At 38.5% G+C, this 16,642-nt stretch carries 13 protein-coding genes; 6 read left to right on the top strand and 7 right to left on the bottom strand.

Annotated elements, in window-relative coordinates:
• Positions 1-26: 26 nt before the first annotated feature.
• The 3 genes from ACQQ2I_RS10665 to plsY all read right to left on the bottom strand — a co-directional run bounded on the left by ACQQ2I_RS10665 (position 27) and on the right by plsY (position 3,159).
• The gene (locus tag ACQQ2I_RS10665; protein ID WP_431026774.1) at positions 27-1,997 is read right to left on the bottom strand and encodes a methyl-accepting chemotaxis protein; all 1,971 of its coding nucleotides are present in this window, start codon (positions 1,995-1,997) and stop codon (positions 27-29) included.
• 101 nt (positions 1,998-2,098) lie between these two features.
• Positions 2,099-2,401: a HesB/YadR/YfhF family protein gene (locus ACQQ2I_RS10660; protein ID WP_431026773.1), complete on the bottom strand. Its 303-nt coding sequence runs from the start codon at positions 2,399-2,401 to the stop codon at positions 2,099-2,101.
• Between the two features lie 155 nt (positions 2,402-2,556).
• Entirely contained in the window at positions 2,557-3,159 is a 603-nt protein-coding gene (gene plsY, locus ACQQ2I_RS10655; RefSeq protein ID WP_431026772.1) for a glycerol-3-phosphate 1-O-acyltransferase PlsY, read from the bottom strand.
• A gap of 379 nt (positions 3,160-3,538) precedes the next feature.
• On the opposite strand from plsY, the gene parE reads away from it, so the two are divergent.
• The 5 genes from parE (at position 3,539) to ACQQ2I_RS10630 (ending at position 11,161) form a co-directional block, all read left to right on the top strand.
• The gene (parE, locus tag ACQQ2I_RS10650) at positions 3,539-5,509 is read left to right on the top strand and encodes a DNA topoisomerase IV subunit B (RefSeq protein ID WP_431026771.1); all 1,971 of its coding nucleotides are present in this window, start codon (positions 3,539-3,541) and stop codon (positions 5,507-5,509) included.
• Positions 5,506-7,929, top strand: a complete 2,424-nt coding sequence (gene parC, locus ACQQ2I_RS10645; RefSeq protein ID WP_431030496.1) for a DNA topoisomerase IV subunit A — start codon at positions 5,506-5,508, stop codon at positions 7,927-7,929. Before parE ends, parC begins: the two co-directional genes overlap by 4 nt.
• A 202-nt stretch (positions 7,930-8,131) precedes the next feature.
• Complete coding sequence (locus ACQQ2I_RS10640; protein ID WP_391370832.1) at positions 8,132-8,434, top strand: metal-sensitive transcriptional regulator; 303 nt, start codon at positions 8,132-8,134, stop codon at positions 8,432-8,434.
• Positions 8,435-8,452: 18 nt separating this feature from the next.
• Entirely contained in the window at positions 8,453-8,662 is a 210-nt protein-coding gene (gene copZ, locus ACQQ2I_RS10635) for a copper chaperone CopZ (RefSeq protein ID WP_431026770.1), read from the top strand.
• 87 nt (positions 8,663-8,749) lie between these two features.
• On the top strand, positions 8,750-11,161 hold the full coding sequence (locus ACQQ2I_RS10630) for a heavy metal translocating P-type ATPase (protein WP_431026769.1): 2,412 nt from the start codon (positions 8,750-8,752) through the stop codon (positions 11,159-11,161).
• A gap of 166 nt (positions 11,162-11,327) precedes the next feature.
• On the opposite strand, the gene ACQQ2I_RS10625 is transcribed toward ACQQ2I_RS10630, so the two are convergent.
• From ACQQ2I_RS10625 to ACQQ2I_RS10615, 3 genes are all read right to left on the bottom strand, one after another.
• Positions 11,328-11,957: an alpha/beta fold hydrolase gene (locus ACQQ2I_RS10625; protein ID WP_431026768.1), complete on the bottom strand. Its 630-nt coding sequence runs from the start codon at positions 11,955-11,957 to the stop codon at positions 11,328-11,330.
• 494 nt (positions 11,958-12,451) lie between these two features.
• On the bottom strand, positions 12,452-12,952 hold the full coding sequence (locus tag ACQQ2I_RS10620) for an AAA family ATPase (RefSeq protein WP_431026767.1): 501 nt from the start codon (positions 12,950-12,952) through the stop codon (positions 12,452-12,454).
• A 423-nt stretch (positions 12,953-13,375) separates the two neighbouring features.
• The gene (locus tag ACQQ2I_RS10615) at positions 13,376-14,794 is read right to left on the bottom strand and encodes a PLP-dependent aminotransferase family protein (protein WP_431026766.1); all 1,419 of its coding nucleotides are present in this window, start codon (positions 14,792-14,794) and stop codon (positions 13,376-13,378) included.
• A gap of 113 nt (positions 14,795-14,907) precedes the next feature.
• Between ACQQ2I_RS10615 and ACQQ2I_RS10610 the strand changes: the two genes are divergently transcribed.
• Positions 14,908-15,831 carry a DMT family transporter gene (locus tag ACQQ2I_RS10610; RefSeq protein ID WP_431026765.1) on the top strand — a complete coding sequence of 308 codons (924 nt, stop codon included), beginning with the start codon at positions 14,908-14,910 and terminating at the stop codon, positions 15,829-15,831.
• Between the two features lie 249 nt (positions 15,832-16,080).
• On the opposite strand, the gene ACQQ2I_RS10605 is transcribed toward ACQQ2I_RS10610, so the two are convergent.
• Entirely contained in the window at positions 16,081-16,257 is a 177-nt protein-coding gene (locus tag ACQQ2I_RS10605) for a hypothetical protein (protein WP_431026764.1), read from the bottom strand.
• Positions 16,258-16,642 lie beyond the last annotated feature (385 nt).

The following is a 16,642-nucleotide window of genomic DNA, read 5'->3' as shown; positions in this document are numbered from 1 at the left end:
CTTATTTGTATATTCAATGGTAATTGTTATAGTTTATATTGTTTTACTAATGCATCTAGTTCTGTAGCGAGAGTAGCTAGTTGCTCTGTTCCTCTTGATACTTCTTTAATTAATGCACTTGATTGGACCGCTGTTGCTGCTGTTTCTTGAACGCTAGCTGATGCCTCTTGTGTAATGGCATTGATTTCTTCAATAGAAGCATTGATTTCTTGTCCTTCTTCTGCCATGCCCTGAACATTTTGCATCATACGCACTACATGATTCGCTACTTGTTGCATCGCTTCGTTAATAGATATAAATGTTTCTGTCGTTTGTTGTAATTGAGCGGATCCTTCTTGTACTTTGCTAAATCCAGTAGCTAAGGATGTATTGACGTTTTTTGAATCTTGTTGAATCGTTTGGACAATCGTTGTAATTTCATCTACGGAACTGGCCACTTGTTCTGCTAATTTTCGTACTTCTTCCGCTACGACAGCAAAGCCTTTCCCGTGTTCACCAGCACGCGCTGCTTCAATCGATGCATTGAGTGCCAATAAATTCGTTTGGTCAGCCACAGCTTTAATGATAGAGACAAAGGAAGAGATATCCTGTGCTTGATCGTCGAGTTTTTTCATTTTCTCCATCGAATCTTCGACAATTTGATAAATGGACTGCATTTGTTCGTTCGAATGGGTGATGAGTGTTCGTCCTTCATCTGCTAAAGCAACAACTTCTGCTGTTCCTTGCTGCAATTCACTTGCATGGTTACTTGTATCTTGTAGTTTCCAAGCATAGTCATTCATAATCGTCGATAGTTCCGTTGTTGCATGGATTTGACTTTCTGTTCCCGCTGCAAGCTCTTCCATCGTGTTGGCTATTTGTGTAGCACCAGCAGCTACTTCTTTTGATGCGGAAGATAATTCGTCACTATAAGAGGATACTTCTGTAGCCGTTGTTGCTACTTCTGTAAGCGTCTGTTTTAAGCTGTGTTGGAAGTGTTGTATGCTTTCGATTAAATCGCCCACTTCATCCTTTTGCTTTTTGAGCGCTAGCTGGTTACGCAAGTCACCTGTTGCTAATACGGTCATTTGCTTTGAAATAGCTTTCACTGGATTGGAAATAGAGCGACTAAATAAAATAGAAATAAACACAACGACAATCGTCGTAACAACTAATAAAATGGTTGCTACGATAAAAATTTGTTTTTTTGTACCTGCAATAACCGAAATGTCTTGACTAATATGTATCATACCAATAATCTTCGTATTCGTTGGATCGTACATCGGCATATAAGTTTCAATAATCGAGTCATTTTGCATGCGCACAGGTTCACCATTTTGAATAGAAGGAAGCATTGTATTGTCTTGTAATGTTTGACCGAGATTTTGTTCTTCGGAAGATACAACAATTGTTTGCTCTTCGTTATATAAATTGATCGTAATATTCGGTAGTAATTCCTGCAGTTCTTTTACAAAAGTATCATCCAAGCCTGTTTGGAGCGTCCCGATTATTTGATCATTGTAAACAAGTGGCATAAATGCACGAACCGATAGTCCACTACTACCAAATTCAAAGCCAGCAGTCGATGTGCCCGTTAATGTAGACTGAATAGCGGGTAAATTACTTTTATCATCACCGTATTTCTCTGGATTATGCCCGCGCAGCATCACGATTCCGTTTTGATTGCCCACTTCAAAAACCGTTACGCCATGTTCCGTTTGTAATCGCTCATACATAGGGATTAACGTCTGTTGAATTTGTGTACGATCCCCTGAAGCAAAAGCATTTAACACTGCTTCATCTTCTGCGTATAGCGCGGAAAGGGTTAAAAGTTCGTTCGCTGTCGCTTCAAAATGTGTTTTCACTGTCTGTTCCACTTCTATTTGTTGACTTTCGCTCATGGCATTTAAACTACTCGCAGAAGTAAAAAATAAAATGGCAACCGTCATTCCTAACGCAATGAGAGTGACAGATAAAAATACAGCGACTAACTTTTTGTTTAATGTATTAAATTGCATAAGTACTCCTTTCTAAACAATCCTTTCCAATATAACATAAATATAGTCCATTTCGTCTATAGGTTTTGTTTGAAAGCGAAAAATAAGTATAAAAAAACTTACTACGAATTCGTAGCAAGTTTGTATTCATAGACCAACTCATCTAATGGTTCATTCAGTGATACATATAGATCATGTTCATTAAAGAACCACTCATCGTTTTTTTCAATATAAAAACGAACACCGTTTACGTCCGTTTCAATACCGATTTCATGTGGTCGCTCACGATTCATACCAAGTGAAAATCCTTCATGGAACGGGGAGGAACCACCATACCTTGCATAAAAGCGAATATAGTCACCTTGTTCGACTTCTATTTCTTCTTGAAACCATGTAAATGCCTCTTCTGTTATAACAATTTTCAATTTCATCACCTCGTTGTTTATTATGCAAGTAAATTGAAAGAATGAAAATAAAAAAGCTCTCAAGTAGAGAGCTTACAGACCACTTTCATCCTACGTTGCTTGCTTGCCAAACGCTTTCAAGACAGTCTGCGGATTTTGTTGTTTTTAAGTTTTACCTAAATCCATTTTACTTTTGGTTCTGTGCCATTTTTGATTCGTTTAATATTTTCGCGGTGACGGTAAACAATAAACGTAAATAAGCAAGCGATCAAAATGCTTAATTCCCATTCACCACTGACAAATCCGTAAACAATGCTATAAATAAGTGCTACAGTGGCTGCGATGATTGATGTGAGGCTAACCATCTTTGTTAATTTTAATGCCAACAAGAAGGTGAAGAATAAAACGATAAATAACGGCCAAGTATAGCCTAATAATAAGCCCGCACTTGTCGCCACTGCTTTTCCACCACGGAAGCTTGCAAAAATTGGGAACATATGGCCAATTACCGCGACAACACCTAAAACAAGTGGGTGAATGCTTGTCTCCTGAAAATATGGGAGAAGTGGCAATAATACGGCTGCTGTTCCTTTTAACACATCAATAATTGTGACAGCAATCCCGGCTTTTTTTCCAAGTGTGCGGAATGTATTCGTCGCACCTAAATTTCCGCTACCGTGTTCACGAATATCCGTTTTATAAAAAGCTTTTCCGACCCATAATCCAGATGGAATGGAACCAATTAAATAAGCACAAAGAATAATGAGTGCATTTAGCATGCGGTTGTGCTCCTTTCAATAGTAAAAAAATTATTAGTTGGTACTAATAGGTTGTATCAAGTATTTTACACGTTTTTCATTCAATTAGAAAGTGGAATTTATCATATACCGAGATATATTAGCATGTAATGACGCATCATTAGTAGAAAGAAATCCATTTTGCATAGGAAAAAGGGTATATTTTTGTCGTTATTTTTAAAAAAAAGAAGGAAATATGCCCCTATTTCATGAATTTCAATAGAGCATGAACTTTTATTGGAACAGAGATGATGATACAATAAATGTCTAATTGCGCTTGTTGGAAATATTGACAGCGCCTACTATTCCAAGTACGATTAGTAGTGATAGAACGTTTGTTTGGTTTTGGAGGGGAATTGATTTGGTAAATAAGCAACAAGGGATCGCCTATAATGACGATGCCATTCAAGTATTAGAAGGGTTAGAAGCTGTTCGTAAACGACCAGGGATGTATATCGGTTCTACAGACGGGCGCGGTCTTCATCATTTAGTGTATGAGATAGTGGATAATGCGGTTGATGAAGCACTTGCTGGGTTTGGTTCACATATCATCGTAAAAATTCATGAAGATAATAGTATTAGTGTACGTGACTTCGGACGAGGTATGCCTACAGGAATGCATAAAATGGGTAAACCTACGCCAGAAATCATCTTTACAGTATTACATGCTGGAGGGAAGTTTGGGCAAGGTGGCTATAAAACAAGTGGCGGCTTACATGGTGTAGGTTCATCCGTTGTCAATGCCCTTTCAACATTTTTAGAAGTCACAATTTATCGTGATGGTGTCATTCATCGTCAACGTTTTGAGCAGGGAGGAAAGCCTGTTACATCGCTTGAAACAATTGGAAAAACGAAAGAAACAGGCACGCTTGTTCATTTCTTACCAGATAAAGAAATCTTCTCCGTAACGAAATTTAACTATGATACATTAGCTGAGCGTCTTCGTGAATCCGCTTTCCTGTTAAAAGGGCTGAAAATTGAGCTGATTGATGAGCGCGGTGAGGGCACGTCTGATATTTTCCATTATGAAAACGGTATTGAAGCATTTGTCGCTTATTTAAATGAGGAAAAAGACGTGCTACATCCCGTTCAATATGTGGAAGGGTCACAGCAAGAAATCGAAGTGGAGTTTGCCTTTCAGTTTAATGATGGCTACTCGGAAACGATTTTATCATTCGTCAACAATGTACGCACACGAGACGGCGGCACACATGAAACAGGTGCAAAAGCGGCCATGACACGTGTGTTTAATGAATATGCACGGAAAATTGGATTACTAAAAGAAAAGGATAAAAACCTAGAAGGGACAGATATTCGAGAAGGCTTATCTGCCATCGTCTCTGTTCGTATTCCAGAGCATTTACTACAGTTTGAAGGACAAACAAAAGGCAAGCTCGGTACAAGTGAAGCGCGTTCTGCTGTTGATACGGTTGTATCAGAGCAACTTTTATATGTACTGGAGGAAAATGCTGAATTATCATCCTCTTTAGTTCGTAAAGCGATTCGCGCTCAACAAGCACGTGAAGCGGCACGAAAGGCACGTGAAGATGCACGAAACGGCAAGAAAAATAAAAAGAGTAGTACGCTGTTATCAGGTAAATTAACACCGGCTCAGTCCAAAAATGCCGCAAAAAATGAATTATACCTTGTAGAGGGAGATTCTGCGGGTGGTTCAGCAAAACAAGGCCGTGACCGTAGCTTCCAAGCGATTTTGCCACTGCGCGGGAAAGTCATTAATACGGAAAAAGCCAAGCTGCAAGACATTATGAAAAATGAAGAAATTGCAACGATCATTCATGCAATCGGTGCGGGTGTTGGATCGGACTTTAATGTGGTAGATACTGCATACGATAAAGTAGTCATTATGACCGATGCCGATACAGACGGTGCACATATTCAAGTATTACTACTTACGTTCTTCTATCGTTATATGCGTCCACTCGTTGAAGCGGGAAAAGTGTTTATTGCATTGCCACCACTGTATAAAGTATCTAAAGGGGCAGGCAAGAAAGAAGTCATCGAATACGCTTGGACAGAAAATGAATTACAGCAAGCGATGAAAAAAGTCGGCAAAGGATATGTTATTCAGCGTTATAAAGGGCTTGGTGAGATGAACGCCGATCAGTTATGGGATACAACGATGAACCCTGAAACACGTACATTAATTCGGGTGACAATTGACGATGCCGCGCGTGCGGAACGTCGTGTTTCCACATTAATGGGTGATAAAGTAGAACCTCGTCGTAAATGGATAGAGACAAATGTGAACTTCGGTATGGAAGAAGACCTCAATATCCTAGATAACGAGTTCATTCACGAGGAGGAAGTATAATGGCAACAGAACGTTTTCAAGATTTACCGTTAGAGGAAATTATGGGTGACCGCTTTGGTCGCTATTCAAAATATATTATTCAAGACCGCGCGTTGCCTGATGCACGCGACGGTCTAAAACCAGTACAACGTCGTATTTTGTATGCGATGTATAACGATAACAACATACACGATAAACCGTTCCGTAAATCAGCTAAAACAGTCGGGAACGTTATTGGTAACTACCATCCGCACGGTGACTCATCTGTTTATGAAGCGATGGTACGTATGAGCCAAGACTGGAAAGCGCGTCATATGCTCATTGAAATGCACGGAAATAACGGTTCTGTCGATGGAGATCCAGCAGCAGCTATGCGTTATACGGAAGCACGTCTGTCAGCTATTGCCGGGGAAATGCTGCGTGATCTTGGAAAGCGAACAGTAGAGTTCGTGCCAAACTTTGATGATCAAGATGTGGAACCAACTGTATTACCAGCACGTTTCCCGAATTTGTTAGTGAATGGTTCAACGGGAATTTCGGCTGGTTATGCAACGGATATCCCACCACATAACTTAACGGAAAGCCTAGATGCTGTATTAATGCGCCTTGATCATCCAACTGCCACTGTAGATGAATTAATGACGGTTATTAAAGGACCAGATTTCCCAACAGGTGGTATTATCCAAGGCGTAGACGGCATTAAGAAAGCATACGAAACAGGGCGCGGGAAAATTATCGTTCGTGCGAAAGCAGAAGTTGAAGCGATTAAAGGAAGTAAAGAACAAATTGTTGTGACAGAGCTTCCGTATGACGTCAACAAAGCAAATTTAATCAAAAAAATCGACGAACAACGGATGGACAAACGTTTAGAAGGCATTTCCGAAGTACGTGATGAATCAGATCGCAATGGACTGCGCATCGTCATCGAAATGAAAAAAGATATCCCCGCACAAGGGATTTTAAATTACTTATATAAAACGACGGATTTACAAGTCACATATAACTTTAACATGATTGCCATTCATAATCGTCGCCCAACGATGATGACATTACCACTTATGTTAGATGCTTATATTGCACACCAAAAAGAAGTGGTCACAAGGCGTTCGGAATATGATTTACTAAAAGCGAAGGATCGTTTACATATTGTAGAAGGTCTAATGAAGGCGCTATCCATTTTAGACGAAGTGATTGCAACAATCCGCGGATCGCTTGATAAACGAGATGCGAAAAATAATTTAATTGCGAAGTTTAGCTTTACGGAAGTACAAGCGGAAGCGATTGTCAGCTTGCAACTTTACCGTTTAACGAATACAGATATTACAGAACTGCAAAAAGAACAAGGCGAGCTAACGAAGCTGATTGATCAATTAACAGCCATTTTAAATGACGAGAAAAAGCTAATACGAGTGATTAAGTCAGAACTAAACGATATTAAAAAGCGTTTTAGTGAGCCGCGTCGTTCACAAATTCAAGCGGAAATTGAAGAGATTAAAGTGACGCTTGATGTCCTTGTACCAAGTGAAGAAGTTGTTGTGACAGTGACAAAGGACGGCTATGTTAAGCGAACAAGTCAACGTTCCTATGCGGCATCTAACGGCAAAGATTTTGCAATGAAGGAATCGGACTTCTTACTATACGAGGAAACGCTGAATACACAGCATTATTTACTGTTATTCACAAGCAAAGGGAACTATATTTATCAACCGGTTCATGAATTACCAGATATCCGATGGAAAGATCTCGGTCAACATATTTCAAGTATCGTACCAGTTGATACGGAAGAACATATTGTGTCCGTCATCGGAATTGAGAAGTTTGAACAGGAAGATATTTTTGTATTTACAGCGACAAGGGAAGGGCAAATTAAACGCTCGTCGCTTGCAGATTACGCTGTCACACGTTATTCGAAACCGATTAAGACGATGAACTTAAAAGGGGACGATGAAGTCATTACCGCTGAGCTTGTGACATCGGATCAAGAGTTGTTGCTCACATCGAACACAAGTTATAGCATTCGCTTTGTGATGGAAGAATTACCTGTAACCGGTGTAAGAACAGCAGGTGTAAAAGGCATGCAGCTAAAAGAAGGGGAATACCTTGCTGCAGCAAATGTGTTAAACCTTGGTGCAGAACAAGACATCGTTATCGTAACACAGCGCGGAGCTGTTAAGCGTATGAATGTCTCAGAAATTGAACTGGGCAATCGTGCGAAGCGCGGCGTTGTGACGCTAAAGGAACTAAAAACGAACCCGCACCGTGTATATGCGATTGTCGTGGTAAAAGTATCAGATACAATTGTCCTAGAAACGGAAAAAGGCGTTCAAGAGGAAATTCAAATCGTTAATCTTTCACGTACAGACCGCTATTCAAACGGTTCACTCCGTATAGATACGGTAGGAGATGGCAAACTAGTTCGTGTAGCAGTCGTCAAACAATAAATGGTATGAAGCATCCTAGAAATAGGGTGCTTTTTATTTTTATAGATGATTAGAAGGGAGTACATACTATAATTGCTGAGCAAATCAGGTAGCTTATTTTGCGCTTTTGAAAAGCAATCTAAAAAGTTGACAATCCAAAAACAAACAGCTATGATTTACATACCCCATACAGGTACCTTATAAGAATAAAAGGAGGTATTGCATGGATCATTGTGAGGACACTTGTCGAAAAAGTCATCATCCTGAGCATGTGAAAAAAGATTTAATGAATCGTCTCAATCGTGTGGAAGGGCAAATTCGCGGTATAAAAGGGATGATTGAAAAAGATGTGTATTGCGATGATATCATTACACAACTTTCCGCTACACAATCCGCTTTAAATAGCGTAGCGAAAGTGCTACTTGAAGGGCATTTAAAAGGCTGTGTTGTGGACCGTTTAGCGGATGGGGACGAGGAAATTATGGATGAGTTATTAGTAACAATCCAAAAATTAATGAGAAAATAACAAAAGGAGTCAAGAAATATGCAAACAGTTACATTAAACGTACAGGGCATGTCTTGTGGCCATTGTGTAAAAGCAGTTGAAAACAGCGTAGGAGAATTAGCCGGTGTCAAAGAAGTAAAAGTACATCTAGAAGACAAGAAAGTAGATGTTACATTTGAAGAAGCAACAGTTACACTTGATCAAATTAAAGAAACAATCGATGATCAAGGTTATGATGTAGTGGAATAATAGATGGGAAAGAGTGCGTATCTACGCACTCTTCTCTTTACAAATAAACATACCCTATATAGGTATAAGCGAGAGGTGTGACATGTAGTGAGTGAGCAAAAAAAAGAAAAAACACTTCAAATTTCCGGTATGACCTGTGCCGCTTGTGCAACGCGAATTGAGAAAGGGCTAAATAAACTTCCGGGTGTGGAAAAGGCGAGTGTTAATTTAGCACTTGAAAAATCCGTTATTCAATACAATCCACAAGAGATAGATGAAAAGGCATTCGAAGAAAAAATCCAAGCACTCGGTTACGAGGTTGTGAAAGAAAGAAAAGAGTTTACGATTACAGGCATGACTTGTGCCGCCTGCTCTGCAAGAATTGAAAAAGGATTAAATAAATTAGCAGGTGTCACCGTTGCTAATGTAAACTTAGCACTCGAACAAGCAACCGTTGAATTTAATCCTTCCGAACTTACCGCTTCAGATATTATTCAACGAGTTGAAAAACTAGGATACGGTGCACAATTGAAGGTAGATGAACAAGAAACGACGGATCATCGGGAACAGGCTATTCAGAAGCAAACACGAAAATTCATTTTTTCGGCTATCCTGTCTTTACCGCTTTTATGGACGATGGTTGGGCATTTTTCTTTTACCTCATTCCTCTATGTGCCGGATTTTTTAATGAATCCTTGGGTACAATTTGCGCTTGCAACACCCGTTCAATTTATTATTGGTCGCCATTTTTATGTAAGTGCCTACAAAGCATTGCGCAATAAAAGTGCAAATATGGATGTCCTCGTTGTAATGGGCACATCCGCTGCTTACTTTTATAGCGTTTATCAGGCGATTAAATTCTCGGATCATCATGCGCAGTTATACTTTGAGACGAGTGCGGTTTTAATTACGCTTATTTTGCTAGGGAAATTATTTGAAGCAAAAGCGAAAGGTCGTTCGTCAGAAGCGATAAAAAAACTAATGGGCCTACAGGCAAAAACAGCTGTTGTAGTTCGTAATGGTAAGGAGCTTGAAATACCACTTGAAGAAGTGATCGTTGGTGATGTTATTCTCGTGAAACCCGGGGAAAAAATCCCTGTTGATGGAGAACTAATCGAAGGCTATACAACAATCGATGAATCGATGCTAACAGGGGAGAGCATCCCTGTTGATAAGCAAAAAGGGGACCAGTTATTTGGTTCCACAATCAATAAAAACGGCTTCATTCAAATGAAAGCGACAAAAGTAGGGCGAGATACTGCTTTAGCACAAATTATTAAGGTAGTAGAAGATGCACAAGGTTCAAAAGCGCCTATTCAACGTTTAGCCGATAAAATCTCAGGTGTTTTTGTACCGATTGTCATTGGTATTGCACTCGTTACATTTTTAGTTTGGTTTATGTTTGTAACACCAGGTGAATTTACACCCGCACTTGAAGCCCTCATTTCCGTATTAGTCATTGCTTGTCCTTGTGCATTAGGTTTAGCCACACCCACTTCCATTATGGCTGGTTCAGGTCGTGCTGCCGAGCTAGGGATCTTATTCAAAGGTGGCGAACACTTAGAACGGACGCATCATATTGACACGGTTGTCGTAGATAAAACAGGGACAGTAACAAACGGCAAACCAGCATTAACCGATGTGACAGTAGCTAGCACTTTAGATGAGATGACTTTCCTTACACTCATTGCATCAGCTGAGAAACAATCCGAACATCCGTTAGCGGAAGCGATTGTACATGGTGCGAAGGAGCGAAATATATCACTTGTTGCTGTTGATCAGTTTGAAGCAATCCCAGGGTACGGCATTCATGCAACAGTAAACGGGACAGATGTTTTAGTAGGGACACGTAAATTGATGGCGCAACATCATATCGACATAGTGCCGATTTTATCAGATATGGAAGTGTTAGAAGCGGAAGGAAAAACGGTGATGCTTGCGGCATTCAACGGGCAATATGTTGGAATGGTAGCAGTTGCGGATACAGTGAAAACGACTTCTGAAGCAGCGATTAAGCGACTCCTTGATATGAATGTCAATGTCATCATGATGACAGGGGATAATAAACGAACAGCACAAGCCATTGCAAGGCAAGTCGGTATTACAGAGGTCATTGCAGAAGTATTACCAGAAGGAAAAGCTACTGAAATTAAGAAATTGCAAGCCGCAGGGAAAAAAGTAGCGATGGTCGGCGATGGGGTCAATGATGCGCCTGCTTTAGCCGTTGCAGATATTGGGATGGCAATTGGCACAGGAACAGATGTCGCGATGGAAGCCGCTGATATTACGTTAATTCGTGGTGATCTAAATAGCATTGCAGATGCCATTTTAATGAGTCATAAAACGATGACGAATATTAAACAAAATCTTTTCTGGGCATTTGCTTACAATACATTAGGTATTCCAATTGCAGCGATTGGACTATTAGCACCTTGGGTAGCTGGAGCTGCGATGGCATTTAGCTCCGTTTCTGTTGTACTCAATGCACTCCGCCTTCAACGAGTGAAATTAACGAAATAATGGATAAAAAGCTATAAAATCTTAACGGGTTTTATAGCTTTTTTGTAAATATATATCTAATTTATTCCATGAGAGTATGAATTCTTTTTTGCTGTGTCATGAATGCTGTGCTGAAATTTATAAACCTTTCATTCTCAGAATCTTAGAGTGATGATATTATCGCAATTTACAAATGATGTTTTTCATAGAAAGTTTCCAGTGTTTCTGCTAATCCTTGCGGTGCTTGTATATTTACTTCATGTCCTGCATTAGCTATAAACTGAAGTTCTGCTTCTGGAATACGTTCCACTAAACCTTTTGAAGCATTTCTGTTTGCACGGTCTTTCTCTCCACAAACAATCAAGGTGACACAAGAAATATTGATTAAATTTTTACTGAAATTCAAGTCTACCATGGAATCGGTCAACTGAAAAAAGTCTTTCTTCTTGAATCCCGTTTCCTCAAAAGAAGCCTTTGGTACAAACCGGAAGATGATATTTTGCAATTTTAATAATAACCTAGGCATTACATAATGTGTGCCTATCAATACTAAAGATCCTACTTTTTCTGGATAATCTACTGCATAATTTAACGCTAAGATTCCACCTAATGACAATCCACATAGATTCAACGGCTTGTTCATGCCTTCGCAGTATTCTACAAAACTGTTATACAGGTTATTGTAAGTAACCTCTTTATCATTAAGCATAGTAGATAAATCAGGGCAAGTTATATGGCGGTGTTCCGGTAAATAAGAAATCGTTTGATCCCAACTGGACGAATTTTGTCCAAGTCCATGTATAAAAATATATTCCATATATACTACATCCTACTTTCTTTTAACTTATTTTCTGAATGAACGATAAAATAATCTATGCTAAAACAAATGACCGACAACACCAATATGATAATAGCATGTAGTAAATCGGAAGCCCGGTCTATAGATGAATCTTGGATAAAGTAGGCTGAAATATGAGTGATTCCCCATGTCGGGTAGCGCCAGAAAAATGCGGATTTACAACGTTAAGAAATATACATAATTTTATGCATATTAGACGGCAATCCGTAATCGTATAAATATTGATTTAACAACACTCGTAGTTTTTGGTGTATGTCCAAACTTTGATTTTGGAACGTTATTTGTATTTATTTTGCATACTTTATAAATCTTCAATGAACTAAAGTGATTTTGAATTTAATAAAATAAAAACACTTTTTAGCTCCAAGTTGTGGAATTCAAAAGGGTTTCTATTGGCGATTTAGTTCAGCTAATTATTTTTCTGGTACTATAACGCTGTGTTGAACTCCTTATTATTCTTTCCCACCACTAAACTCTAAAATATTTAAACCCTCGGATGCTTCTGGTGCTTCAAAAAATTTAGTAACATGAATAAACGTCTCTTCCGTGTCAAAAGTTGCTCTTTCGGGTTGTTCGTTACACCTTTGTGCAATTTGACGTAAGCATTGCTCATTATTTAAATTAAGGAAAATTAGTTGATGGTTTGCATTTACCTCTGACGCAATATCCAAAAACCACTTTCGCTGTTTTTGAGTATTACCTGGAAAATCCATGACTACATTTGTACCAACACTTAATATGTTTTGGACATGCTTTTTCATCATCGGCTTGAGTTGCGCTGAGAATTTTAGGTAGTCCTCAAATGATGTAATCTGATTGGGATAAAGAGATGCGAGCCATTCATCCTCAGATAACAGTACTGCATGTTTTTCTATAGCCAATTGTTTTGATTTAGTTGATTTTCCTGCTCCCATTTTTCCACAGAAAAAGTATAGAGTCCCTATTTGTTTCATATTTTTATCCCCCGAGCTTATTTTATTGGTTGTTGCCCTATCTTGTAAAATTATATTTTACAACCTGGATTATTACTAATAGTATTTGTTATGTAATGAAAATGCACCCAAAGCGGAGATTGGGAATATTTCAGAATTTTTTATTGTCTTAAATCCCCGCACAGTAACTAACTCACCAGATGTTCTTTATTAAACGAATAATCATTTTGGGAATAAACATAAAAATGTTCCAAGCCACTTCAAATAAGATTGAACTGGTAAGCTCCCTTAACATCTCTTTAAAAAAGCCGTCCTGACTTTCTTTCTTTTTCATTTTCTAACTCCAACTAACTCAAGCTTTATTTAAATTATAACTCAACTTTCGCAGAGCAAAATAGGAAGGCAAGCTCTGATATAGCTTTACAAACCTTTAATCCAAGCCCCTCACTTAGAAAGAGATTGTGCTACTGCAACAAACCTTTTTATCCCTTCACTTAGTTGTTTTTCATTTGCGTAAGAATAGCTTAAACGTATCCAGGACGATGGTTGTTTTAATGGATCACAAACTTGACCTGGCACAAAGGATATAGATTGTTCGATACTTTTGGTTAATAATAATTCAGTTGGAAGGTTATCTGGGAGCTGCACCCATAAATTCAGACCACCTTTTGGACTGGTCCATTGCCAACCTGTTACTGCTAGCTCTTCCTCCATGATTTCCTTTCGGATCTGTAGGGCAATCCGGATTTTCTCTAAGTGTTGCTGCAATCTTAGTGATGAAAAGTAATGGAGAAAAATTTTTTGGTTGAGAAGTGGTGAGCCATTATCAGCTAACGATTTTACAGTTAGTAGTGAATTCATTAAGGATGATTGACAAATAACAGCCGCAATTCTCAAACCAGGTGAGATATATTTGCAAAAGCTTCGGATATAAATGACTGTCCCAGCAGTATCGAATGTGTAAATGGGTGGTGGCGGGGCATGATCAAAATATATATCGTGGTAGGCATCGTCCTCAATTAATAGACATCGATATTGTTCAGCTAATTCTACTAATTTTTTGCGTTGCGGGGCAGAAACAGTATAACCAGTCGGGTTATGGAATGTTGGGTTGAGATAAAATAGACGTGGTTTATATTGTTTAAAATATAATTCAACTTCCTCTAAATCGTACCCGTCTGGATGGATATCAACCGTTACAATCTGTGCTCCTTGGGCTCTAAAAATATCAATCGCAGCACTATAGCTTGGACGTTCAAATAAAACGACGTCTCTCGGCTTAATAAAAGTTTGAGCGATTAAGTGAATCGCTTGCTGTGAGCCAGAAGTGATTAACAGATCATCTGCACTCAGATGCGTTTTATACTGGTTAATAAAATACTTGGTAAGTGTTTCACGTAGCTCTAAATCACCTTGCACAGTTGAGTAGGTTGCAAGTACTTTTGGATAAAGGTCAAACACTTTCTTCACGTAATCTGAAAAATAATGATTAGGCAAAAGATTTGGATCAATTAACGCCTGAGAAAAATTATAGGAAACCGGTGATTGATGGATTTCAGATAAATGATTTTTTTGTACGTATGAAGAAACAATTGGATTGTCCAAATCTAGAGATTCAAGATTTTTCGTCATATTTGATTGGACAAAATAGCCTGCTTTATCTTTTACATAAACTTTGTCATGCTGTTTCAGTAATTGATAAGCCTTTAATACAGTTAATCGATGAACATTCATTTCAGATGCTAATTGCCGGACGGAGGGAATCTTGTCATGCTCTTTCCATTCTTTACGTTCTATTCCGTGCAGTACATAATCATATACTTTCTTAAAAAGATAATCTCCATTTTGAATCGCTTTGCTCACATCGATTCCTCCTATTCAAAACGATTGTACCACGCCCCAATCTAATCTGTTCTATCTTTTTCAATCTGTTCTACTGTCTTTCTTTTATGATAGAAACAGAGGAGGAGTTTTATATGGTTATTATTAATTATTTCTTTATGTGTTTAATTTTTGGAACGACATTTTTAGCGATTAAGATTGGTGTTGATGCAGGAGTGCCTCCATTTTTATCAGCGGGCCTTCGTTTTTTCATTGCTGGTTTGCTGCTATTTAGTTTTATGGTTTGGAGAGAAAAAACGACAATACGGTTATTATTTCGGAAAGAGATGTTTTTTACAGGAGTAGGTTTAACCTTTGGGACGTTTGCCGCATTATATTGGGCAGAACAGTATGTGACATCAGGGATTGCGGCTGTCTTATCTGCTACAGGTCCGATGATGATTATAGTTATTCAGACATTCATATTAAAGCAAAAAGGAAATCGGAAATCATTCATTGGTTGTGTCGTTGGAGTCATTGGTGTCACGTTCTTAATCTTACCTAGTTTTTCAATTGAAATTAGTCCCTTTTGGATAGTTGGTTGTTTCGCTATTATAGTCGGTGAAGTTTTTTACGCATGTGGAACGATTTATACGAAGCATGTCATCGGAAAATTTGAAACGATATCACCAATTACTTTAAATGCAGCGCAAATGATGCATGGTGGGATTTTATTAATCATTTTATCATTTTTTACGGAGAACATTCAGCTTGATTATCTTTTAAGCCCAGCTTCCATTGGCTCTCTGCTTTATTTAACTATTTTCGGTTCAATGATTGGCCATAGCATTTATTATTGGCTTGTCTCACGGACAAATCCTGTTTTTCCTTCTACATGGCTGTATATCTCACCATTAATTGCCGTCGTACTAGGTGTTACCTTCTATCATGAATATATTTCTTGGCTAACAGGTATAGGTACTTTGACGATTATTGTAGGAACGGTTTTAGTCAATTTCGAAACATTACGGAAGCTGTTTTCGGGGAAGGAGACTGTTCTTCAGGACATTAAAAATTAACCTGCTAGATTTTGTTCCGGTAAATTATATGACTTTAATAATAATTTTTGTCAAACGCTAGGATTCTAACTTCTTTAAATGAAATAAGATAGCAGAAAATCTAATAATACTTACATTATTCCGCACAAAAGTATTCCTGCAGTAATAGGGGGCTCTCCGGAAAACACGGACATTTGCGCACTATTTTCTAATGAAAACCCGCTAATCTCTTTATAAACCTGGACAAAATACAAAAACCGTTACGAATGATTAGGCATCTTCGTAACGGTTTTTATGTTTGCGTACATTCTTTTCCATGACATCTTTTTTCGTTTTTGTCAGCCGGACATGTGTAGAAAAATCGGCTGTGCCGCGCTTTTCTGTTACATCTTTCCCTTGCTGACGTAGTAGCTTTATACGTTTCTTTTTTGCTTCAGACTTAGACATCGGATCACCTCTATTTATATTTTATCATTTTCTGAAAAAAAGTGCCTATTACAAAAGCGGGAAGGGAAGGTGTCAAATTTCTGTTGGAGCAACAAGACTTCTTTCGTCCAGTGTTTTCTAAATTCAGATATATTGATTATTAAAATATTTCCTGTATAGAAGGGGGTTTTTTAGGTGAAACGTAATCAAAAATAACTTGCCAGTTGATTGAAGCGGAATCGGCGAGACTCCTACGGGAAAAGCATGAGCTGAAGACCCCGCAGGAGTGAGGTACGAGCGACGAGGAGGCTGAAGCCATGCCCGTGGAAAGCGAGCCGAATGAAGCGGAAATCAACGTTTCATACGATTTTATTAATAATAAAAGGTAAATCAATACACTTTTTCT

This window comes from Lysinibacillus sp. LZ02 (assembly GCF_050613145.1).
GTDB lineage: Bacteria > Bacillota > Bacilli > Bacillales_A > Planococcaceae > Lysinibacillus_B.
Note: the sequence above shows the minus strand (reverse complement) of the source record. Positions and strands in the feature narration are given on the sequence as shown.